Below are 23,587 nucleotides of genomic sequence, written 5' to 3' on the forward strand. Positions count from 1 at the left end.
CAAGGAAATGTTATTTTTTACCTGTAATTTGTGTACAAAGTAGATGTTGATCAGTCTAGTCGTCCTTGACTGAATGATGCATTAATTTACACAAACGTGGCTATTGTCTTATTCATGCTCTACTTCTATCCAATCCTTTTCATCTACCCAGTTCTGGGCGCCGTCTTTAACGGAGCGAATTGGCACAATATAATCACAGCTAATTTGTGGTTTCACCGAGGCAAATATTGGCACAAAGCCAAAGCTGAGTGCGGTTTCTATAATTGCTTTTTGATTTTGCGGATCGATATCGGCCGCTTCATCAATATAAATCGGGATGCGGTATAAGTTTTGCTCTTGGTCGCTTAATAAGTAGCGGATAAACAACATACCGCATAATAATTTTATGGTGATACGCGTACCGTTTGAGCCAGCCGAATCAATTTTTTCAAAATGCTCGGTTTCGCCTGCACGGTTTACTACTTCAAAGCGAATATCAAATAAGTCAGTAAGGGTTAAACCGGCTTTATCAGAGGCAAGTTTAATTAAGTGATCTTTTGCTTCGTTGACAGCACTTTCACTGTAGGGTTCTTGGCTGAGTAAATCCAGCGTATCACCTTGTTCAAACTGATTTGAGGTACTGATTATGGTATCAATACTATCAACCAACATTTTGCGTGGTATCACGTTAATTTTAAATGCTTGTAAGTTTGAAATACGATGCTGACTAATGCCTTTATTGAAGCTGTTCATTTCACGGCGCAGTCTGTCTAAATCTTCACGCAGTCCCTTAATCGTCGCGGCTACTTCTGTGAGTGCAACCCGGGCTTGGCGTTCAACCGCATCACGTTCGTTATCAATATTATGGAACGCGCCAATCAATTTCTGGTATTTACTAAACTCGTCATTTTCGTTATCAAATTTGGTAATACCGGCATTGTAAATATGCAAATAGGTATTACGAACGTTGATATCAAAATTACGCAGCTCTTGGCAATCTTTATTAAAGTGATGAACTAAGTCACTGAGATTATCAAAGTCAATTTGCACATCAATCATATACGGGGTGACTTTACCGCTATATAAATCCAGCGTGTGGTCAATTCGTTCAGATTTCACTTGGCGTAGGCGCTCGGCTTGGCGTGAAATTAAATCTTTTTTCGATTTAATAATCGAGCGTCGATCACTAATTGAACCGCTGTTATTTTGAATATCTTGTAAGTAGCTATCAACTTGCTCGCGTTCAGCCAATAATTGCTCTTTTAAGAGTGTTTGTGCATCAATAGATTGCAGCATAACCTGGAATTGTTCAAAGCGTTTAAGTGCGCTTTCTGCTGCCATGAGTTCATCGTATAAGGCATCTTTTTCTTTTTGTTTGTCGGCCACATTGGCGGCCACATCACGCTGTTGCTTAAATTCATTGAGTGACTGTTCTAGGGCGCTGAGTTGCGCAGTAAGTTGCTCTTTATTTTCACCGCTTTGCATCTGCACCGGTGAGAGTTTTTTCAGCTTGATGGTCGCGCCTGGCAGGGTAAGCACGCCGCCTTTCACGTTATCTGATAATTGCTCTAAAAATGCACCAAAGGCATCTTCATCAGTGATATCTATATCACCATTACTGGTGGTGGCAAATGACAGAATGTCAGGGTTTAGAATACGCGAGATCTCTTCAACTTCTTTAAGTGATAAATCCTCGCGCATACGGGTAAATAAATTAAACTCAAGATTTTTAAGCTGTAGCTTTAAGCTTTTGATCTGCTTTTGTGTTTCACTAATACGGTAATCAAGAGTATGCAGGCTTTGCCCTTGTGCACTGTTGATAGAATGCGATAGTGACTCGTAATCTTGCTTTAATTGACCAAGGCTTACTTTTAAGGTTGCCATGTTAACCAATTCAAATTCAGATTTTAGAGCACCAAAGTCTAAAAACCATTGCTCTATTTGTGTTTGCCTGCGTTCAATATCGCGCGATTGTTGTACATAAAGTTGTTGTTTTTGTTCAAACTCGTGCTTTTCGTGTTCAATGTCTTCAAGGGCAACATTAAGCTCGCTCAATTGCGCCTCTTGGTAGCTATCAAAATCGATTAATGCTTGGTCAATTTTGGGGGCGTATGCGGCTAATTTACCTTTGAGTACGGTTTGGTTTTCAAGCATAGATTCAAGGGCGCAGATAGGCTCTTGCATCGACTCGAGTGCTTTTAGCTCACGTTTTGCGCGGTTTACTTTATCAAAGGAGCGACGCCATACTTCATAAAAATCGACCTTTGAGTTTGACATGTGGCGTTCAAATACGCGTAACATAAAGCGCTTTACGTCGGCAGCGCCTAATTTATGCAGGTTCAAAATACGGCGGAAAATTTCTTTATAAATTGCCGAATCTTGCACGTTGTTAAGCGGGATCATCTTTAAGTTAATGTCGCCATCAAATGGCGTGGCACCACCCGTTAATAGTGCGTTGAGCTCTTGCGCTTTAAGCTCAATAGGGTTAAAGCCTTGCTCTTTTAAATGATTAAACAGTTTAGTGAACTTAATGATGGTTTTACCTTGAGTATACTGCTCAAGATCAAGCTTGCCTTGGTAACAAAAAAACTGATGTGCGTAACCGGCAATTTTACCAAGCCCAGCTACACCAATCACCACCGGGCCATGGGGTAGGTCGGCTTCGAGTAAAATATAGGATTGATCTGACGAAAAATAAAATTTACGGGTTTCGTCTAAATCATGACCGTCCCATTCTGTTAGGCGTAAATCATTAATAAGCGGAAATTGCAGAGCATTGATCACCGAGCTTTTACCGGTGTTATTTGGTGCACAAATTGAGCTGCTTTTATCAAGCGGGATCACACATTTGGCATAACCGGCGGTGTTTAATAATGCCAGCTTACTGAGGCCGTATAGGTTTTTCATTATTCGTCCTCTCCAATATAGGTTTCTTCGTTTACTTCCATTAAGGCATCAATATAACGGTAGATAGGTGCTTGCAGCATAAAGCCGCCTTCTACTTCACGGGCAAGGCCAAGTCGAATCATGCGTAAGTACACGTCTTTACGTAGGTCTGATCCTGAAAAAATTTCGAGTTGATCAAATAAGTGCTTGTTCATTTGCACTAAAGTTTGCATCAGTTCTAAATCATTCACTTCATCAAATAAGGCACGCATTGGGTCTTTACCTGAGTTTGCATAGTGCTCAATTAAGATATAAATGGTTAAGGCAATCGCGCGGGAAATTTTCCCCATATTGGGTGTACTTTCATCACTGGCAAAGTAATAAAAACCACGGCTGTCATGTTGTAAATCGTGGCCAAGGGCGCTGAATAATGCGCGGTAATGATCAATTTGTTGATCAAGCTCTTGCCACATTACGGTGTCTTGTTCGCTAATGTGATAGCCGGTGACTAATTTTTTATTAATTGCTTGTAGATGACTAAGTTCATCTAAATTTATCTGTGTCATAACGGTTACTCATCCACTGTTGGTGTTTGCTGAGAGTCAACAGGCTTAGAATTAAAAGGGAAAAGAGAAAAATGTTGCCCGGCAATTTTTACGCGCATTTTTTCATCGCTTTGATTGATTTCAATATCGGTGTCACTTACCAGCTTTTGATATAAAAACAGCATTTCGTCGGCTTCAAGGTCGGGGTAGCTTTGCTCTAAAAAGGTCAATAATGGTTGTGGCTTTTTACGTTTAGCATTGAAGCGTTTTTTAAAGTTTGCTTTAACATTATTGTAATCTGGAATATTTGGCGTAACAAAAGCAGGCACATCTTGTTGATCAGGAAGTTCGTATTCACTGTGTTCAAACTCAACAAGTGCAGCCATATAAGCGACCATATGGCGCTGTTGCCCCAATGAGAATCGCTGCGTGTCAGAGACAAAATGTGGTTGTACGGCGCTGAGCATATTATCAACGCCATTTTTACGTACTAAACCAAGTACTTTAGCTGCTTGACGAGTGATCATATTATTACGGCGCAACTCTTCACGCAGTGGCATTAGCATATCGGCACTTTTACGCAGGCTTTCGCGACCAACTAAATGCATTTCTAAAATTCGGGTACGTAATCGTTCAAGCATGCGTTTATCTTGATAAGCTTTACCGCTGCGTTCAATATATTCGATTTGCGTACTGATTTGTGTTTCGATGGTATTAAAACAAGCATGAAAATCGCCACGAATATCAACCATTTCAAGCATTGGTTCAATGTATTCATCAAACGCTTCAATCACCGCTTGATAACGCTTTTGTAATGATTGCACCGCATTATTAGCTTTTGCTTGTTCTACAATATTTAAAATGGCATTTTCGTTGTGGGCAAATAGTTTCATTATTTTACGCACCCGATCATCCATAATGCGGCTAAAACGGCGCATCTCGTCGTAGTCTTCAATACTACCGGCATTGTCTAAACGGTTACCCAAACGGGCTAAATCTTCAACCAGCACGCTAATTTCTTGCGCCAAGCCTAAATGTTCTTCCTGCAATAAAAAAGTGGCAAAATCTGCAATTGCACGGTTAATTTCAAGTTGTGACGATTTAGCCAAGGGAATAATAATATCTTGGTTTAAAAGGCGGTTGGTTTCTTTGTAAATGCGCTCATTTGACCACGTAGGTTGTTTTTGTTTGATCGCATTTTGCACGTCTTTTAGGCTGAAATCAGCCATTTTAAAACGTTTAAATAGCAGCTCTAACATTCCCCAGTGCTCTGTTAGGGTATTTAGCAACTTTTTAGCTGGGATCATAAAACTCCAAAAATCCTAATTTATCTTGTAAAGCCGGCTTGTTAGGCCTCAGCGATTAGTCGTAGAAAAGCAAATTGACAATAGTTTTACACATTCTTTGGTGCTAGACTGCGCGCCGTGTCGTCCTGCGGCTCATAACATACAATTTTTACATTTTTATAAAGGTTGTTCAAACACCATGGTAACTGCAATTATCCTAACCCTGATAACGCTAGCATTCGTGCTCATCGTTATAGAGGATATTATCCATGTAAACAAGGCCAAAACCACGCTTTTCTTTGGTACTTTATGCTGGATTATCTTATTTATCTCGCCGCTTCACGGGCAAAGCCCCGAAAACGTACAACATCAACTTGACCACAATATTTTAGAGATTGCCACACTGTGGTTGTTTTTAATGGCTGCAATGACCTTTGTAGCCTATTTGAACTCCAAAGGTTTTATCCAAAATATTGTGCATAAGATAATGCCCAGTGCTATTAGCGAACGCAAACTGATGTTTTTGATTGGCGGGTTCTCCTTCTTATTTTCGTCGATTTCAGACAATATCACAGCCACATTAATTTCCCTTGCGGTGGTTATGTCGTTAAAACTCGATCCGAAAAAGCTAATTAAATACGCTACGCTTATCATCTTTAGTGTGAACTCGGGCGGAGTGTCGTTAATTACCGGTGATGTTACTACCTTGATGATTTTCCTTGATGACAAAGTTACCATTGGTCACTTGCTATTGTTGGTTGTGCCTGCGTTATTTAGCGTGGCGCTATTGGCCATTATGCTGTCATTTGGGCTCAACGGCCAAGTTGAGTTTACCAAACAAGAGGACCGTCGCATTGAGAAAACAGATATCACTATTGCAGTGATTTTCTTATCAACGATTGTCGGGACATTAACGTTAAGCGTGCTTTATCATGTGCCGCCTTTGTTAACTTTCTTATTTGGTTTGTCGTTGATGTTTTTAGTAGCGCAATTTTTAATGCGCAAAAAAGATGTGAATAAAAAAATCATCGATTATATTCGCGAAATAGAATACGACACCTTGCTGTTCTTCGTTGGCGTATTATTACTTGTAGGCGCCCTGAAAGAAGTCGGTATGCTCAGTAAGTTCACTCACCTTTACGAGTTAATGCCAGCACAATACGCTAATTATTTAATGGGTATATTATCAGCTGCGGTTGACAACGTACCACTAACGGCTGCGTTACTTAAAGCTGAAATAGTGATGAGTCCACAACAATGGTTGTCGTTTACGTATGCAACTGGGGTGGGGGGGTCCATGCTTATTATTGGCTCGGCTGCCGGTATTATCGCTATGAGTAAAGTAAAAGCGCTTACCTTTATGAGTTATTTACGTATGTCGGTGTATTTATTAATCGCTTATACAATTGGTTATATGGGATCGTATTTAGCAGGTAGTTTTATTTAATTGCTTTTATTATTTAAAACAACTTGACAGCTAGACGTCTAAACGATAACTTTCAAAGCCCGCTTAATAGCGGGTTTTGTTATTTAATTGCTAATAATTTACGTAATTAATCTAACATTCAGAAGAGGTGCGGTACTTAGGTACTTAATGTTAGGCGACGTATGCCTGTAATCATTAAGGAGGGAAGTACTCGCCGAGGAAAGCAACTGGACGTCACAGTGGTTTTTCGGTTTATGGGGCTGAATCCTCAAAACTGTCACCAATTAGGTGGAGAGCTTCTGGCAGTGGACTTTTCTTATCGAGCACCCCCTTGCCAAGTTCTTCTTGTTTTATCGTGGTATGAATGCCACAAAAGGAGACGACATGAATACCCAATTAGCTGCAACTAACTTGCAACAGTCAGCACAAAATCAAAAATCAGACTACGTAGTCGCAAAGTTCGGTGGCACCAGTGTGGCTAACTTTGAAGCGATGAGCCGTTGCAGTGAAATTATTGTAGCCGATAACAACGTACGAGTAGTGGCCGTAAGTGCCAGCGCAGGAGTGACTAATCACCTTGTGACCTTATGTAAAAAAGATTTATCAGCAGATGAGCGCAATGAGAACATTGCTGGCGTTATTGCTATTCAAGAAGCTATTTTAAATGAGCTGTCATTGGATGCTGATTTAGCTCATGGCTTTGATGAAACCATTAAAGCTTTTAAGTCACTTGCCAGTGAGCCACTAAAATCAAAGCAACAACATGATGAGTTATTGAGCTTTGGTGAGCGTTTATCATCCTATTTATTTACTCAGGTACTGCGTTTAAATGGCTTAAATGCGGTGCGTTTTGATGTGCGACAGGTATTAAAAACCGACAGCCAGTTTTCTAAAGCAACCCCAGATGTAGCTGCAACAGCAATGGCCGCAAAAGAGCATTTAATTCCGTTATTAGCTGAACAGGTTATTGTAACTCAAGGCTTTATAGGCAGTGACGCGCATGGTCAAACTACCACACTTGGTCGTGGTGGTTCAGATTACAGTGCGGCATTACTGGCCGAAGCTATAAACGCTAAAAGCGTGCACATTTGGACTGATGTCGTGGGCATTTTTAGCACCGATCCGCGCTTATGTGCTAAGGCTACGCCGATTGCGCGTTTAAGTTTTGATGAAGCGGCCGAAATGGCTACCTTTGGGGCGAAAGTATTACATCCGGCAACTATCTTACCTGCGAGCCGCAGCCATATTAGTGTGTTTGTTGGTTCTAGCCGTGAGCCTGAACGTGGTGGTACCTGGATCGAACGTGAGAAATCACAAATCCCCGGAATTCGTGCTGTCACGCAGCGTAAAAATCAAATATTGTTAACCTTAAAAAGCCCCGAAATGCTTTTGGCTAGTGGTTTTTTAGCCCACGTGTTTACAATTTTAAGTGAGTTTAATATCTCGGTTGATTTGGTAACTACCTCAGAGATAAGTGTTGCAATTACTTTAGATAATGCGCCAAATGCCTCGCGTCCTGAGCTTGATCAAGAATGCCTTGATAAGTTAGCGGAGTTTTGCCACGTGTCGGTTGAGAACAACTTAACCTTAGTGGCATTAATTGGTTCACAAATTCAATTACGTCAGCAAGAAATTAACTTAATGAATGTATTAAGCGATTTTAATATTCGCTTAATTTGTCATGGCGCAAGTAAACATAACCTGTGCTTTTTAGTGGAGCAGAGCGAGTCAGACTTTGTTGTGCAAGCGATCCACAGCCGTTTATTAGAAGTTCAAAACGCCGCGTAATTGGGCGGTAGAATTTACCACAGAGCACTGCCAGACAGTGCTCTTGTCACTTACCACACTGATATCAAACTCATGATATTGACAACTCAGCGCTGTTAAATTTGCTCGCTCAAGTTCAGTAAATACATTGGGGCTGAGTAATTTTGCAATTGGTTGGCTGGTGGCTTTGGCAAGTGCTTCTTTTAAGGTCCATATTCTAAAAAATCGTTCTGCGCTTTGCTGATCTTGCGTTATTAAATTTACCTCATCAAGATGATAAAAATGCTTAGCGAGCTTTGCAAATGGGCGCTTCAGGTTTATTTTTTCAATATCAAAACCAAATTCAATTCGTTCTACATTTAATGCAGCACCGACAAAACCATTAGAGTGGGATAAACAACTACGCAATACAGTGTCACTGTCAGTTATATGTAGCAGTAATTTACTGCTTTGCTGGTCAAATTCAGAGCTAATATGGTTATTTGCTAGATCACGAAATTGTGGCATCGTTTGTTTTACCAAATACTTAAGCAGTAGCCGAGTGGCTAAATATTCTTGCTTGGCTTTGTAACTTTTTCTACGGGTGATCACCGTCAGTTCAAATGGGCTTAATAGTGCGTTTAAATCGAATTCATCAACATTTAACTGCTGGGCATCAAATAATAAAATAGTATTCGCATTGAATGGCTGCACGCTGTGTTTGGTGATAACGAGTTGCTGTTGAAAAAATAATGCAGGCATAAAATCCACAATTAAAGTGATAAAAGAACAAACATGTTTATATTTTGTGCGGTTGTGCGCTGGTTAATTAAGCCAAGGCAAATTTATTACTCTGTGAGAGTTAAATATGGTTTAATTCACAATAATGAAAAATAATAACAGATTTGTAGATGTATGGCACAATTGCGTGATGGTTTTCAAAGCCGCCTTGGCTTTGTTTTAGCAGCTTCTGGCGCTGCAGTTGGATTAGGTAATATTTGGGGATTTCCCACGCAAGCGGCAAATCATGGCGGCGGCGCGTTTTTACTAGTCTATTTTATAGTTATCTTTTTTTTAGCCTTGCCAGCTTTATACACTGAGTTGTACTTAGGCCATAAAGCGCAAGCTAATCCGGTTAAAGCACTTAGACAAGCATGGCAAGAGCAAGCACCGCAAGTAGGCGCTGCTGCTGGTTATTTAGGTTTAGCCGGTGCGATTGTGATGCTGAGCTTTTACTCAATTGTTGCAGGTTGGATGCTTGCTTATGCCCTTGAACCCATTGCTAGCTTTTTTGGATTTACCACCGTCAGTACGTTTTTGCACACGGATTCGATGGCGCGTAATTTTGTATTTACACCACTGATGCTGATCCTCACTGCGAGTATTATTCTCAAAGGTGTTAAATCTGGCATAGAAACATGGTCGCGACGGTTAATGCCGATGCTATTGGTGTTACTCGTTGTGCTAATTGCTTATATAGCCACGCTTGATGGCGCAAGTGAAGGCTTTGCTGCGTATTTAGTGCCAGACTTTAGCCAAATACTCGACCCAGGTTTAATTATTGCGGCAATGGGACAGGCGTTCTTTTCACTGTCACTGGGTGTCGGTTGTATGATGATTTATGGCTCGTACTTGCAGCCTGATGCTAATTTGCCGCGGTTAACCGCGTCGGTAGCGTTACTTGATACAGGGGTTGCCTTTTTAGCGGGTTTATTAATTATTCCTGCAATTTACGTGGCGCAGCACAATGGCGTGCAAGTATTTAGTGATGGAAAATTAGTGGGAGAAGGGCAACTAATTTTCGCAATTCTACCGCAGTTATTTAATACTATGGGCGAAATTGGCTTATTGGTTGGTTTACTGTTTTTTGTACTTATGTCGATTGCATCGCTCACATCGACTATTTCATCCACTGAAATTCCAGTGGCTTTTTTAGTTGAAAACCATCAAGTAGAGCGTAAAAAAGCGACGTTTTTAGTGAGCTTAACGGTTTTAGCCGCGTCATCGTTGATTATTTTCAATTTTGATTGGCTATTTGGTTTAGTGATCATGGTACTGACTCAGTATCAATTACCGCTTATGGGCTTATTTTACTTTATCACTGTAGGGTGGTTGTGGCGCCGTGGTAATCAATTAAATGAGGCTGCAAGTGGCATGCGTTATTGGTTTGCTCAGTACATACGTTATGTGTGTCCGATACTGATGACCGCCGTGTTCGCTAATGTCGCGTTTGGTTGATAATTTAGCTTTCAGTTTTTTAGTTTTAATTGTTAATATATAGTGTTGTACCAATCGTTTTAAGTTACTGACCATTTATAGCGACAGATAAATGGTTAAATATTTAAGTCGATTGGTATTATATCCAGGGAGGAATTATGAACATAGATGTTAAAGTCCCCACGCTTCCAGACTCAATAAACACAGCAGATATCGCTAAACTTTATGTTAGTGAAGGCCAACTCGTTTATGCCGGTGATGTGTTATTTGATGTTGAAACTGAAAAAGTTGTTTTAGAAATAATGGCCGACTGCAGTGGCATTATTGAGAATATAACGATTGCAAATGGCGACCATGTTAATCCTGAACAGGTTGTAATGACTTTGCAGCAGCTTGCAGACAGCGAACTGCCAGCAAGACCAACAGCTCAACAGCCTCAACCGCGAGTAAACGACTCAGAAAATGACGTTATTGTTTCTCCTTGGTTGAGTAAACTAAATAAAAGTTTAATTATTGCTCTAGCAGTCGGCGCTTTAGCCATCCTTTTTGTGCTGGGTAAATAGCTAAGATGACCAATTATGTAAACCACCCAAGATATGGCAGCGAGCCAATCCTCTCTGGTAATAGTTATACAAAGCAAGAAATCGAGAATGCCTTTTGGTGGTATAAAAGTGTTCGCTACTTTCCTGAGACGGCAATCCCCGCAGTTATCGAAAAACAATGTGACAGTTTATATCCAAGGCAACTCTATGTTGATATAGAAGAGCAATGTGTCGATTGTCATAGAGCGTTTATATTTTTTGCTAAAGAGCAGCAATATTGGTTTGAAGAATTAAAGTTTTGGATTGATGCACATGCGATCAAGTGCTTTGAATGCAGAAAGAAAAGCCGTGCAATAAACCAGTTGCAAATTATCTATGCAAACTTAATCATTAAAGAGCATATAACGCTTGAGGAAACTCAATTGCTCAAGTCCAGCGCGCAGCAACTTTTTGAGTCAGGAGTTATTAAGAAGATTAATAAAGTGAATGCTATCCGTAAAATGTAAGTAGACGTACTTAAGAGACCTATGTGATTACATCTTAACTTGATTTGTCAGAACCGATAAATAGGACTCAATCAAGTCTGACTGTCACAGATGTGCCAAAATCAGACCTTCAGGCGTAACTCGTTTCTGCCCCAAAATGAGTTAACGCAAATACTCTAAAGGTTTGTTTTGAGCAAAAGCGGTCATTGAGATTGGATAAATATAGTCGTTAATTGATTGGTTGACTGCTCTTTGCGCATATATTCATGAAAATGTGGGCTGAGAGCATATTGCTTCATTTAACTTTACCTAAAAATTTCTGAAAAATTAGTGATGTAATACCTTAGGTTATTTGTTAAAACTATATGAGGTAGATAAATGAGCGTGACGTCGTAAGAAATATGCGCGATGTTCGCACTATTAAATTATGGTTTTAAGGTAAAGTATGGAAACTGGAAAACGTATAGAGTACTACGAGAAAATATACCTTTTTGAGGTCGAACGTCGTGAAAAACTGAATGCTCGGCTTAATGTACCTATGGCTGCTATAGTTGCTTTGTTAGGATTTATTTCGTACTTACTAAATGTAAATTTCCTAAATACTTCTGTTTGTCTAAAAAGCATTTTCTTTTTACTTATTGCTTTATCACTTATTTCAATATTATTGTCTTGTTATCATTTCAAAAATTGTTGGTCGGGCTTAATAGATCGCTTTATGCCTACGACAGAAGAAATCGAAGCTTATCATGTTAAATTAGAAGAAAACTATAAAGAGTACGATGGAAAAGATAACCTTGCAGATCAGTATTTTAATCAGTTTCTACTTGAAAGTTACTCTGAATATGCGAGTTACAATTCAAAAAATAATGACTATAGATCTACACAACTTTATAAAGCTGTAAGGTCGATTACATTTGCACTATCCTTTTCATTTTTAGCAGCTTTGTGCTTTAAAATATCAGCGATACTTACTTAAGGGGACTCAGAATGACAATAGGTATTAATAAACAACCGCCTCCGCCTCCGCCACCACCGGGGCCAAGGTATGTGAGAAATAATGACAATCCACCGCCGCCAAAACCACCGACTAACAAAAAGCCATAACAAGATGCTAAACAAGGAAAAATTTAAGTAAGCTCGATTTTGCTTAATTTTTTCCTGTTAGTTTTGAGTTATGTAGCAAGAGGAAATATTCAAGTGGCAGAGTTAGATAATGATATTAGTGAATTGCTTCGTAGAGTCAAAATAACAACATCTTCGCGCTATGGGGCAAGTCTGAGATTTAAATCTCATCATCGAATTTCTCAATGGACAGTAGCTTTCATATCAATTGGGCTATTGGTGATACCAATGGCTCAAGCGTGGGGTTTGTCTATTGGAATAGACAACCAAAAATTAAATTTTATTCAATCTATTCTGGCTGTACTTGTCCTTGTTTATTCTTTGTTACTTGGTCAAGAAAACTTTATATCTCGCTCTGAAGCTATGCATCGAAACGGTGTTGAATTAGGTAAGTTTGCTCGTAAACTTAAGCCCTATATTCGTTCATACACAGAAACTCAATACTCTAATTTGGTCGAGGAGTATTACTCAATTCTTGAAAAATATGAGAACCATGAAATAGTAGATTACTATGCGACAAAGCTAGAAGTGAACCCCCAAAGCTATGCTGAACTCTTCAATTCCATCAGGTTCAGTGTAAAACTCAGGTATCATCAAATTAAGGGCTTAATGCTGTATTTTCCACCGTGGCTGTTTGTTGGTTATGTGTTGTATACAGTTTTCGTGTCACTTCCACCTGCTTCGTAACAAACAATTTAAGAGTGATTCAGAACGCGTGGCATTTTTGATTTGGGTCAAGTTGTGGTGTGCTTCACAACTTTATTGGGCGTTACCGAGGTCTGCTTTCATCAAGTAAAAGCTGTTGATGTCTGGGTAACCGAGCAGCACTTACTGGCACAGAACCGTCCTTCGCCTCTAACCCGTTTCTGTCCAAAAACGAGTTTTTCTGGCCGTCTGCTTCTCGCTCCAAACAGAACTTCGTGAGTGTGCCATAAGCCGATATTGACTCTACTAGGATATAAAAATTCACTTTAGTTTGTTGTATCTGTTCGGAGTTATTCCTAAAATTTCTTTAAAATCTCGAATAAGGTGAGATTGATCAACATATTCCAATTGGGTAACAATATCTAAGATGCTAACGGAGTTGGTTTCAAGTTCATCTAAAACCCTACTAAGTCTGTACTTACGTATAAGCCATTTAGGACTAAGACCTACATATTCTGAGAAGTATCGCTGAACAGATCGTGAAGAGATGTTAGCATAGCTTGCTACTTGCTTAACTGTACAAATATTTTCATTATTTTTGATCAATGAGACCAAACTTTGAGTGATAGCTTTTGACTTAGTGATCGGTTGAACAAAAGAAGCAAGATTATCATGAATATAGCTAATAACCTCTAAATCGTTTTCATGTTCATATAAAGATATTAAATTATTTACGAAATCTAAGCCAAATATCTTTTTGGCTAGTACCTCTTTATTAACATAATCTTCAATCGGCAGAGGTAAAAGTTCCTTTAAGGCTCCAGTTTCAAATTTCACACCTATTATTCGTCCTACCCCTTCCATTTTATAAGAGTATTTTTTGCTCACAGGCCCCAATAACTTAACCCCTTCTTTACTGATAATTAAGTGAAAATTTGGATCTGGTAAGTTTTGTTGAGTATGAGTTTTTTGCTCTTCTAAGTTCCAATTCACAAACCAAAATTGTTCAATAAACCCATTAAAAAGGTCACTTGGAAAATATCTACGTAAGTGATAATTCTCTTCACTCACCTGACGGTGTAATACCCCTTTTATTTCTTCATTATTTATTTTCAAATCTGATCAGTCTTTTGTTTATTGTCGCGTTTTTACTATATCAAGCAACTAATAACGTAGTAACATTTTTTTGTTAGGTTGATTAAAAGGAAAAAACTATGGAGTTAAAAGGTACATTTCAAATTACCGACTGGCAAGAAACCGTTGAACAAGAATTTGAAAAGGGTAAGAAATTGAGTGCCGCATTGGTACAACAAGCTTACTCAGGTGATATTAATGGTAATAGCGAAGTAAGGTATCAGCTTTACTACAGCGAAAGTGGTGATGCTCTGTTCAACGGATTTGAAACCATTACATATGATAAAAACAATGAACAAGTTTTACTCACAATAAAACATGATGGAAGATTTGAGAGTGGAATTGCATCAAGCGAATTTACTATAGTTGATAGTAGCCATGAAAATAACCTAGTAGGTAAAAGTGGCACCTTCAGCTCCATAGAAGGAGGGAAAGCCACCTACCAAATTTCATAAATTCTTTACAAAGCGGACAATAGTATTACGTCCGCTTATCCCTCATAGCAGCCTGCCAGCCAACTCTAATTATTAGTTAAAAGTGTTAGAACAGATATTTGTTACTTCAGCTTATGCAACTTAACCGGTTTAAACCAAGCTAGCTTGGTTGATTTTTTGTGCCTTAGTTTTTAAACTTTTACCTAGCACCTAAATCAACCCCTTATTTAACTTCATTACTTAGTGGTTGGTTATTGGCGAACTCAAGTGCATTATTTACGGTGATTTGCGCAATTTCACTCAATGCTTCTTTGGTAAAAAAGCCTTGGTGGCCGGTGACCAGTACGTTTGGAAAACTTACCAAACGCGAAAACACATCGTCTTGCATAATTTCATCACTGCGGTCTTTAAAGAATAGTTCTGACTCTTGTTCGTACACATCTAGCCCTAAATAACCCAATTTTTTAGTTTTAAGTGCGCCAATACAGGCTTTGCTATCAACTAATGCGCCGCGGGAAGTGTTTATAAGCATCACCCCTTGCTTCATTTTGGCAAAAGCGTGTTCGTTGATCATATGATGAGTTTGCTCGGTTAACGGGCAGTGCAAAGAGATCACATCGCTTTGACTTAATAAAGTGTCTAGATCACAAATTGTATAATTGCCTGGTACTGCATAAGGGTCGCAAACCAATACATTTGCATCAAAGCCATTGAGTATATTTACTAAAGCCAAGCCAATTTTTCCACAGCCAATGATACCAATGGTTTTCTTGAATAAGTTAAAGCCAAGCAAGCCATTTAAATCAAAATTATCTTCACGGATACGGTTATAGGCTTTGTGAGTTTTGCGATTGAGGGTAAGCATTAATGCCACACAGTGCTCTGCAACTGCCTCAGGGCTGTAAGCGGGTACTCGGCATACTTTGATGTTATGGGCATGTGCCGCAGCTAGGTCAACGTTATTAAAGCCAGCACAGCGTAATAAAATACATTTCACGCCGAATTGAGCAAGCTGCTCAATAACCGTTTTATCAACGATATCGTTTACAAATACGCATACAGCATCAAAGCCTTGGCTAAGTATGGCACTTTTCGCATCAAGAGATTGTTCAAAACGGGTTAATTTGATGCGTGTTTGATTGTTTAAACAGGCATCAAAAGATGCATGTTCATATTTTTGCGAACTGAAAAGCGCTACCGTTAGTTGCATCATTAATATTACTCTCTATGACCTGTTTCAAGGTGTCGGGTTTAGTGCGCGGTGCATAACGTACCGCCAATTGTCCCTCAGAGTTTATTAGAAACTTGGTGAAATTCCATTTTATAGCACGATTTTGTGCAATTCCTCGGGTATGTGCTTTTAAATAGTTAAATAACGGGTGAGCATCAGGGCCGTTGACCATTACTTTACTAAACACAGGAAAACTAACATTAAACTGTTGTTGATAAAAGTCTTTAATATCAATGTTGTCTATTGGCTCATTGTAGTCAAATTGATTACACGGAAATGCTAACACAATAAACCCTTGTGCTTTATATTGCTGATACAGCTTTTCAAGTGCGCTTAACTGCACCGAAAAGTTACACTTACTGGCGGTATTGACGATTAAAATCGTTTTGCCTTTTAACTGACTTAAGGCAAAATTTTCGCCGTTATAAAGCGGGGCACTGAATTGATATATGCTATCCATAGGTTACCTATTTTGTCTCGTCCATGAAGAAATTTAATGAAGACTTTTTCATTCGCTTTTTTACTGTTCGGTTGAGATAATCAAATTATCTTTTTAAGTTACCACTGAAATAGGTCAATTTTATGTCAATGAAAGTCGCATTTATCGGTTTAGGTGTAATGGGTTATCCAATGGCGGGTCATTTAGCAACTGCCGGTCATCAAGTAACCGTGTATAACCGTACCACAGCAAAAGCACAGCAATGGGCAGAAAAATACGCAGGTCAGGTGGCATTAACGCCAGCAAAAGCCGCAGAACATGCAGATATCGTATTTATGTGTGTAGGTAACGATGATGATTTACGCTCAGTCGTTTATGGTGCTGACGGGGTGATTAAAGGTATGCAAGCAGGCACTATTTTAGTCGATCACACTACGACTTCAGCCGAAGTTGCGCGCGAAGTATCCGCTAATGCGGCACTAAAAGATATTGCGTTTATTGATGCGCCAGTATCGGGTGGTCAAGCTGGTGCTGAAAATGGTGTATTAACAGTCATGGCTGGTGGCGACGCAGCAGTGTTTGCAAAAGTACAACCAGTTATGGCGGCATTTAGCCGTTTTAGCCAGTTACTTGGCGAAGTTGGCTCTGGGCAGTTGTGTAAGATGGTTAATCAAATTTGTATCGCGGGCGTTGTACAAGGCTTGGCCGAGGGCTTACATTTTGCCAAACAAGCAGGCCTTGATGGCGAAAAAGTCATTGAGACGATTGCAAAAGGTGCGGCTGGTTCATGGCAAATGGAAAACCGTTACAAAACCATGTGGGCAGGTGAGTACGAATTTGGTTTTGCTGTTGATTGGATGCGTAAAGATTTAGGTATTGCGTTAGATGAAGCAAAAAATAATGGTGCCACTTTACCAATGACCGCGACGGTCGATCAGTACTACGCTGACGTACAAGCACTTGGTGGTGGGCGTTTTGACACTTCAAGCTTATTGGCGCGCATCGAAGCGTTACATAAAAAATAGATAATCAGAGCGTCGGATAATAAGTCTATCTCCAGCAAGTAAATTAAACGCTAACTGTCTTAAATTTACTTGCATAAGCCCGCAATTAGCGGGTAGATGTGGCTTATTATTCCTGAAATCTCCAGTTACGTAATCACTGACCCAAACATTGTTTGGGTTTTTTTATAAAAATTAATTTTTCTTAAGGTTTATTTAAGTTTTGCTCGTTAGATTTTACCCATAGTCTAAAAAGAGCGAACACTATGCAATCACTTCAAGTTACTAACTTGCCTGTTACCAACACACATGATTATGTGTGTGCAAATGCAAACATGCCATTTCGTGTGCAATTAGAGCAAGTCGTTAAAGCGAGTTTTGCCAGAGCTTACGGCGCCAATATTAAGCAGTTTATGCCGGTGTTATGCCAATTAAGTATTGCCGCTGATTCTTGCACGCTGGGACTTAGAGCTGCTACTCAATCACTTTTTATCGAGCAATACTTACCAGAGCCGATTGAATACTTTGTTGATGTACCGAGGGAAGATATTTACGAGCTTGGTAATTTATGCTCAACAAATCGCAAAGCTACTCTCGCTCATTTTGTACTAATGAATGAAGCACTTTATCAAATTGGCGCAAAACGTTTGGTATTTTGTGCCACTGCAAAGGTTAGAGCATTATTAAAAATGCTCTCAGTTAATTGCACTGAAATAGCATTAGCCAATAGTCAGGCACTTGATAACCCAGCAGATTGGGGGACTTATTATGAAAATAAACCAACACTGTGTGTGGTTGATTTAGCGGCTGCTCATGATTGCGTAATAAACACACCTCATTTGTTTAATATTAAACAGCACTATCATCAAGCGAGTTGCCAATTAGCATCGCAATTGGAGGCATAATGGGGTTTTTATCGAAATTACCACACGCAGCGCTTGATACTGTGATTGTTGATCATCATGACCAACAAATGCAGCCGATCAGTAAACAGACGCTGATGCAAGAAGTGGCCGAGTTAATTATCGACTTTAAAGCGCTTGATATGTCAGCCGTGGCGTTTGTAATGGACAATACGCCTGCTTGGTTAATTGTTGACTTTGCATTGATTGAGTTACAACAAGTAAGCATTCCGCTGCCGACCTTTTTTAGCCCACAACAGCTTACTAATAGCGTGAATAAAAGCGGCGTTTCGCATTTTATCAGCGACACCCCCTGTGAACTTGACGGGTTAGAATGTATTGCGACCTTGAGCGTGTTAACCCGCTACCCGCTTTATATCTATAAAGTAAGCGCGTCGAGCCCTACAACATTTTTTACAGATACCCAAAAAGTGACGTTTACTTCAGGCTCTACCGGTGAGCCAAAGGGAGTGTGTTTATCTTTACAAAGCCAATTACAAGTGGCGACCTCATTGCATAAAAAAATAGCGATAAAACAGCCAAAACATCTGTGTTTATTACCTTTGCCAGTATTACTTGAAAACATTGCAGGGGTTTTTGCACCGTTACTAGCCGCAGGTGAAGTGCATGTTATGACACTGCCAGAATTAGGCTTCTCTGGGGCAAAATTAAATGATGCCAGTCAACTGATCAATGCCATTGATCGTGTGCAACCGAATACGCTTATTTTGGTGCCGGAATTATTGACCTGTTTAGTCTGGTTTGCCAAGCAGGGATGGACAGTACCAAAGAGCCTGAAATTTATTGCCGTTGGTGGCGCTGTACTCAGTAGTGAATTGATCACTGTGGCGCGTAGTTTAGGGTTACCAGTTTATCAAGGTTATGGCTTATCTGAAGCTTCATCAGTGGTGAGCTTAAACACGCCAAATGATGATGACATAGAGTGTGCAGGGCGGGTGTTAAATCACTTGCAAAGCAAACTGGTAGACGGGCAGCTATTTATTAAAGGACCCTTATTTTTAGGCTATTTAGGTCAACAACCCCATGATCAAACGAGTTGGTATGCAACCGGTGATTTGGTTGATCAACAACAAGGTCGGTTAACTATTAAGGGGCGTTTAAAAAACCAAATTATTACTAGTTTTGGGCGCAACATCAGCGCTGAGTGGCCTGAATCTTTGCTACTCAGTAACAGTGAAGTACAACAAGCTGTTGTCTTTGGTGAAGGTAAAGCGCATTTAGTAGCACTTATTTATGCATCAGTAAATATGACTGATGAGGTATTAGCCGAGCATTGTAGAGGTATTAACGCACAATTACCTGAATATGCCCAAATTAAAACATTTCATCGCTTAGCTGAACCACTTACTGCAGAGCGGGGATTATTAACCAGTAATAACCGCCCTAAACGCCAAGCAATAGCAAACTATTATCATGCACAACTAACAGCACTGTACAGTGAGGCAATATTATGAGCAATTTTTTCGAGACATTAAAATCACAAACCCAAGCAGAACGCGAGTATTTACTGGCTGCACCGATCATTGCTCGAGTATTCAAGGGGCAAGTAAGCACAACTGAGTATGCTTCATTTTTAGCTCAAGCCTATCATCACGTTAAACATACGGTGCCATTAATGATGGCCGTGGGCGCGAAATTATCGACTGAACAAGAGTGGATCCGCGAGGCTGTTGCACAATATATAGAAGAAGAAATAGGTCATCAAGAGTGGGTGCTCAATGATATTGCAGCCTGTGGTTTTGATAAACAACAAGTACGTCAAAGTGCTCCCAAATTTGCCACCGAGTTAATGGTTGCTTATGCCTACGATACAATTAATCGTGGTAATCCATTGGCATTTTTTGGCATGGTGCATGTACTCGAAGGTACTTCAATTGCGTTAGCCGATAATGCGGCAAGTAATATAGCCAATATGACCGGATTACCTAAAAAGGCATTTAGCTATTTAACATCTCATGGGGCTTTGGATATTGAGCATGTGAAGTTTTTTGAAGATCTGATGAATAAAATAGAGTCTCCTGCAGATCAACAAGCGATTGTGCATGCCGCTAAATGTTTTTATAAGTTATATGGCAATATTTTTCGTGAATTAGATACAGATCCACAGTTTGCAAGTAGCGACTTGGAGCAAACTGCATGAACCGTCCACTTTGCGTATTAACAGGTGCGACAGGCGGAATTGGTCAAGCCGTAGCATTAAAGTTGATTCAGCATGGCTGGCGTTTCCTGTTAGTTGGTCGTCAACAAGCACAACTAGAGGCATTACAGCTTAAGTGTGGCCAAGACTGTGAGATATTTATTGGTGATTTAACATCAGCACAGACTCGCCAAAAATTACTTGAACATGCTAAATCACTTGGCGGTGCAACAATGCTTATCAATAACGCTGGCATTAATGTGATGCAAGGTTTTAGTGAAATGACGGAGCAGCAAATAGATGACTTACTGATCGTTAATCTGTCGGTGCCAATTAAGTTATGCCAACTATTTTTACCACAAATTTTAGCTAAAAAAGGCTCAATTGTTAATGTGGGATCATCGTTTGGTAGTATTGGTTACCCTTATCAAACCTTATATTGCGCAAGTAAATTTGGTTTACGAGGAATGACCGAAGCGCTGGCCCGCGAACTCAGTCACTGTGATGTAAAAATATTATATTTAGCACCTAGAGCAACTGATACAAATATCAATTCAGTGCAAGTACGCGCGATGAATAAAGCTTTAGGCAATACAATGGATCCACCTGATAAAGTGGCAGATGCGCTTATTTCATTATTGAAATCTGGAAATTCACGCAGTTACATTGGTTTTCCAGAACGCTTATTTGTCAAACTAAATGGTGCTTTTCCATCCTTAGTAGATAACGCAATTGCAAAACAACTTCCTAAAATTAAAAGTTTTTTTGCAGATAAAATTGATCAAGGTGAATGACTATGACTAAACTACTTTATACTAGCTGCTTGTTAACTGGGATATTTTTAACTAGCGCAGCGCATGCCGATGTTGCTAGCGAATTAACTCAGGTGCAAACAAGTTGGGCAACTGTGAATTATGAATTAGTAGATAAAGCGCAGCTCAATGCATTTGAAAAGTTATCAGAGCAGGCCGCTGAGTTTGCAAAGACCTATGATGATCAGGCACAAAGCCATATTTGGTATGGTATTGTGCTATCAAGTTATGCTGGGGCAAAAGGCGGCTTAGGTGCATTAGGGTTAGCAAAAGATGCTAAAGCACAGTTAGAGCAAGCCATAGAAATTGATGCCAATGCGTTATCAGGCTCTGCTTACACCAGTTTAGCAACCCTTTACAGTAAAGTACCGGGTTGGCCAATTGGATTTGGTGATGATGACAAAGCGAATAAATTATTTAACCAAGCGCTTGCTATTAATCCAAACGGTATCGATAGTAATTACTTATACGCGGCATTTTTGTACGACGAAAGGGAATACAAAAAGGCAAAAACACATTTACTTGCCGCTCAACAGGCACCGGCACGTCCTGATAGGCCAAAAGCGGATTTATACCGCCAACAAGAGATCACCCAGTTGTTGGCAAAAGTAGATAAAAAACTAAAGAGATAATATGCATTTACTACTGGTTGAAGATGATAAGTTAGTGGCTGAAGGATTATGTCGTTCACTTCGTCAACAAGGTTACAGTGTTGAGTACTGTGCTAGTATAAAATCAGCCATGCAATGGCTCGAAAATGACGAGATCGAACTACTTGTACTTGATTTAGGGCTACCTGATGGCGATGGCATTGATGTATTAAAACACGTCAAAAAGCATCGCCCTAACTTACCGGTAGTGATCTTAACGGCACGCGGTAGTATTGATGATAAAGTACAAGGGTTAGATTTAGGTGCTGATGATTATTTAGCTAAGCCATTTGATCCTGCTGAATTATTTGCCCGTTTAAGAGTCGCTAGTCGGCGCGTAACTCATGCGCAATCAAGTACTATTAACGTAGCAAATGTAGAAATGGATACCTCCGCTTTTACAGTCACGCTTGATCAGCAACCGGTAAACCTGCCGCGTAAAGAGTTTATGTTACTAAAAGCGCTTTTTGAAAATCAAGGGCGCGTATTGTCCAAACAACAATTAGAGAGCAAACTATATGAATGGGGCGAAGAAGTAGGTTCAAATACTATTGAGGTGCATATTCATCATCTACGTAAAAAGCTCCCTAAAGATCTAATTAAAACCTTACGTGGCATAGGTTATGTGGTAGGTAAACGTTAGTGTCAATTAAACGCAGATTAACGCTGATTATTTTATCAACGGTGATCCTAACTTGCTTTTTGGCATTCAGTAAAGGTTACCGTGAAAGTATGATTCAGGCCGAGCTGCTACTAGATAACGAATTGCAAACCATTGCTCATGTACTGATCGAGCAACCTATACACAGCGACAAGCCAGTGTTAAGAAGTGATCTAACTCGATTACTGTTTCAAATTTGGCAAGATAACAATTTGCTTAGCGCGTCTAAATCATTAGCTGAACTGGCGCAAAAACCAAGCCTGAATGGATTTAGTGTTGAAAACTTAGCCGGACAGCGGATGCGAGTATTCAGATTAACCATGCAGACAAAACAAGTGCTGGTGGCAGAGCCGCTGAGTAAACGCTATGCCCTTAGCGAGACTATGATTTTGTCAGCAATGACACCTTTGCTTTGGAGTGTGCCACTGCTTGCGGTGTTGATCAGTCTATTTGTCAAACAAGGACTGAGGCCCTTAACACGCCTTTCAACATTATTAAAAACGCGACAAGCCAATGACTTTACTGCCATTAATTGGCAGGTGAGCGAATACGAAATTAAACCGGTGATCTCACGTTTAAATGATCTGTTTAAACGTGTAGAAAGTGCCTACTTAAGAGAACGCTTTTTTGCCTCAGATGCTGCCCACGAATTACGCACCCCGCTAAGTAGTTTAAAAATAAATGTTCATAATCTACGCGCACAAGGTGACGGTTGCTTGGAACTTGATGCAATGGCGCAAGGTATCGATAAACTTAGTAATATTGTTGAGCAAATGTTGATTTTGGGACGCACCTATCCAGAGCAATGGCAGGCACAATTTAGCCCAATTTCAGTGCTAGAGGTCAGTCAACAAGTGGTTGCACAGCTATACGAACGACTTGATGCAAAACAACATATGATCAGTATTGAAGGCGATGATTATGTTATTAATGGTGACCAATTTACCTTGGCAACCTTATTTAGTAATTTATTAAGTAACGCAATAAAATATACGCCCAGTGGTGGCAATATAGTGATCCGCTTAAACAATCAGCAAGGTGCGTATGGTTGGCAGATTGATGACTCAGGTCCTGGCATTGATGATGCCCATAAAGCACGAATTTTTAACCGTTTTTACCGTGTTGGAGGTGATAAACACCCCTCTGGAGAGCAAGGTGCCGGATTAGGTATGGCGATAGTTGAACATATAGTAACAATTTATGATGCAAGTATTTCTTTAGCCGACAGTGAATTAGGCGGCTTACAAGTACGAGTAGAATTTATGCAAGGAGCAGAGAGTGAATAA

Annotated in this window: 23 protein-coding genes and 1 riboswitch; of the genes, 16 read left to right on the forward strand and 7 right to left on the reverse strand. The window is 39.9% G+C overall.

Annotation, left to right across the window (positions count from 1 at the left end):
- Positions 1-108: 108 nt before the first annotated feature.
- Genes FW757_RS01465 through FW757_RS01475 form a run of 3 tightly spaced genes read right to left on the reverse strand, consistent with a single transcriptional unit; the run spans position 109 to position 4,717 of the window.
- On the reverse strand, positions 109-2,886 hold the full coding sequence (locus FW757_RS01465) for an ATPase (RefSeq protein WP_182719133.1): 2,778 nt from the start codon (positions 2,884-2,886) through the stop codon (positions 109-111).
- Positions 2,886-3,431, reverse strand: coding sequence for a condensin complex protein MksE (locus tag FW757_RS01470; RefSeq protein WP_149982697.1), 546 nt, complete (start codon positions 3,429-3,431; stop codon positions 2,886-2,888). Before FW757_RS01470 ends, FW757_RS01465 begins: the two co-directional genes overlap by 1 nt.
- Before the next feature lie 5 nt (positions 3,432-3,436).
- The gene (locus FW757_RS01475) at positions 3,437-4,717 is read right to left on the reverse strand and encodes a hypothetical protein (protein WP_182740676.1); all 1,281 of its coding nucleotides are present in this window, start codon (positions 4,715-4,717) and stop codon (positions 3,437-3,439) included.
- Between the two features lie 178 nt (positions 4,718-4,895).
- Here FW757_RS01475 and nhaD point away from each other — a divergent pair, with 178 nt between their 5' ends.
- Positions 4,896-6,143 (forward strand): sodium:proton antiporter NhaD, encoded by a 1,248-nt coding sequence (gene nhaD / locus FW757_RS01480; RefSeq protein WP_145242276.1) that lies wholly within the window; start codon positions 4,896-4,898, stop codon positions 6,141-6,143.
- 114 nt (positions 6,144-6,257) lie between these two features.
- Positions 6,258-6,429: riboswitch (Lysine riboswitch) on the forward strand.
- Positions 6,430-6,506: 77 nt separating this feature from the next.
- Positions 6,507-7,910, forward strand: coding sequence for a lysine-sensitive aspartokinase 3 (gene lysC, locus FW757_RS01485; RefSeq protein WP_149982695.1), 1,404 nt, complete (start codon positions 6,507-6,509; stop codon positions 7,908-7,910).
- On the opposite strand, the gene FW757_RS01490 is transcribed toward lysC, so the two are convergent.
- The gene (locus tag FW757_RS01490) at positions 7,887-8,630 is read right to left on the reverse strand and encodes a 4'-phosphopantetheinyl transferase family protein (RefSeq protein ID WP_182740677.1); all 744 of its coding nucleotides are present in this window, start codon (positions 8,628-8,630) and stop codon (positions 7,887-7,889) included. The two genes, lysC and FW757_RS01490, sit on opposite strands and share 24 nt — an antisense overlap.
- 153 nt (positions 8,631-8,783) lie before the next feature.
- Between FW757_RS01490 and FW757_RS01495 the strand changes: the two genes are divergently transcribed.
- From FW757_RS01495 to FW757_RS01515, 5 genes are all read left to right on the forward strand, one after another.
- Entirely contained in the window at positions 8,784-10,106 is a 1,323-nt protein-coding gene (locus tag FW757_RS01495; protein WP_182719136.1) for a sodium-dependent transporter, read from the forward strand.
- Between the two features lie 137 nt (positions 10,107-10,243).
- Positions 10,244-10,648, forward strand: coding sequence for a biotin/lipoyl-containing protein (locus tag FW757_RS01500; RefSeq protein WP_182719137.1), 405 nt, complete (start codon positions 10,244-10,246; stop codon positions 10,646-10,648).
- Positions 10,649-10,653: 5 nt separating this feature from the next.
- The gene (locus FW757_RS01505) at positions 10,654-11,133 is read left to right on the forward strand and encodes a zinc-ribbon domain containing protein (RefSeq protein WP_182719138.1); all 480 of its coding nucleotides are present in this window, start codon (positions 10,654-10,656) and stop codon (positions 11,131-11,133) included.
- A gap of 424 nt (positions 11,134-11,557) precedes the next feature.
- Positions 11,558-12,088: a hypothetical protein gene (locus FW757_RS01510; protein ID WP_446440795.1), complete on the forward strand. Its 531-nt coding sequence runs from the start codon at positions 11,558-11,560 to the stop codon at positions 12,086-12,088.
- A 221-nt stretch (positions 12,089-12,309) separates the two neighbouring features.
- A complete protein-coding gene (locus FW757_RS01515) occupies positions 12,310-12,921 on the forward strand; it encodes an SLATT domain-containing protein (RefSeq protein WP_446440796.1) in 612 nt (203 codons plus the stop codon).
- A 279-nt stretch (positions 12,922-13,200) separates the two neighbouring features.
- On the opposite strand, the gene FW757_RS01520 is transcribed toward FW757_RS01515, so the two are convergent.
- A complete protein-coding gene (locus tag FW757_RS01520) occupies positions 13,201-13,995 on the reverse strand; it encodes a helix-turn-helix transcriptional regulator (RefSeq protein ID WP_182762815.1) in 795 nt (264 codons plus the stop codon).
- Between the two features lie 98 nt (positions 13,996-14,093).
- Here FW757_RS01520 and FW757_RS01525 point away from each other — a divergent pair, with 98 nt between their 5' ends.
- Positions 14,094-14,468, forward strand: coding sequence for a DUF3224 domain-containing protein (locus tag FW757_RS01525; protein WP_149980950.1), 375 nt, complete (start codon positions 14,094-14,096; stop codon positions 14,466-14,468).
- A gap of 202 nt (positions 14,469-14,670) precedes the next feature.
- Here FW757_RS01525 and FW757_RS01530 read toward each other — a convergent pair whose 3' ends face one another.
- Positions 14,671-15,657 carry a 2-hydroxyacid dehydrogenase gene (locus FW757_RS01530; protein WP_446440837.1) on the reverse strand — a complete coding sequence of 329 codons (987 nt, stop codon included), beginning with the start codon at positions 15,655-15,657 and terminating at the stop codon, positions 14,671-14,673.
- Positions 15,617-16,138: a glutathione peroxidase gene (locus FW757_RS01535; RefSeq protein WP_182731252.1), complete on the reverse strand. Its 522-nt coding sequence runs from the start codon at positions 16,136-16,138 to the stop codon at positions 15,617-15,619. The genes FW757_RS01530 and FW757_RS01535 overlap by 41 nt, the downstream gene beginning before the upstream one ends.
- Positions 16,139-16,260: 122 nt before the next feature.
- Here FW757_RS01535 and FW757_RS01540 point away from each other — a divergent pair, with 122 nt between their 5' ends.
- The 8 genes from FW757_RS01540 to FW757_RS01575 all read left to right on the forward strand — a co-directional run bounded on the left by FW757_RS01540 (position 16,261) and on the right by FW757_RS01575 (position 23,587).
- Positions 16,261-17,142, forward strand: a complete 882-nt coding sequence (locus FW757_RS01540) for an NAD(P)-dependent oxidoreductase (RefSeq protein WP_182731253.1) — start codon at positions 16,261-16,263, stop codon at positions 17,140-17,142.
- A gap of 242 nt (positions 17,143-17,384) precedes the next feature.
- Complete coding sequence (locus tag FW757_RS01545; protein WP_149980952.1) at positions 17,385-18,023, forward strand: thermostable hemolysin; 639 nt, start codon at positions 17,385-17,387, stop codon at positions 18,021-18,023.
- Entirely contained in the window at positions 18,023-19,495 is a 1,473-nt protein-coding gene (locus FW757_RS01550; RefSeq protein WP_446440797.1) for an AMP-binding protein, read from the forward strand. The genes FW757_RS01545 and FW757_RS01550 overlap by 1 nt, the downstream gene beginning before the upstream one ends.
- Complete coding sequence (locus FW757_RS01555; RefSeq protein ID WP_149980954.1) at positions 19,492-20,181, forward strand: TenA family transcriptional regulator; 690 nt, start codon at positions 19,492-19,494, stop codon at positions 20,179-20,181. The genes FW757_RS01550 and FW757_RS01555 overlap by 4 nt, the downstream gene beginning before the upstream one ends.
- Positions 20,178-20,972 (forward strand): SDR family oxidoreductase, encoded by a 795-nt coding sequence (locus FW757_RS01560; protein ID WP_446440798.1) that lies wholly within the window; start codon positions 20,178-20,180, stop codon positions 20,970-20,972. The genes FW757_RS01555 and FW757_RS01560 overlap by 4 nt, the downstream gene beginning before the upstream one ends.
- Positions 20,973-20,974: 2 nt before the next feature.
- Positions 20,975-21,622, forward strand: coding sequence for a hypothetical protein (locus tag FW757_RS01565; RefSeq protein WP_446440799.1), 648 nt, complete (start codon positions 20,975-20,977; stop codon positions 21,620-21,622).
- A gap of 1 nt (position 21,623) precedes the next feature.
- Entirely contained in the window at positions 21,624-22,283 is a 660-nt protein-coding gene (locus FW757_RS01570; protein WP_145233022.1) for a response regulator transcription factor, read from the forward strand.
- On the forward strand, positions 22,283-23,587 hold the full coding sequence (locus tag FW757_RS01575) for an ATP-binding protein (protein ID WP_446440800.1): 1,305 nt from the start codon (positions 22,283-22,285) through the stop codon (positions 23,585-23,587). Before FW757_RS01570 ends, FW757_RS01575 begins: the two co-directional genes overlap by 1 nt.

This window comes from Pseudoalteromonas sp. 1181_04 (genome assembly GCF_052850545.1).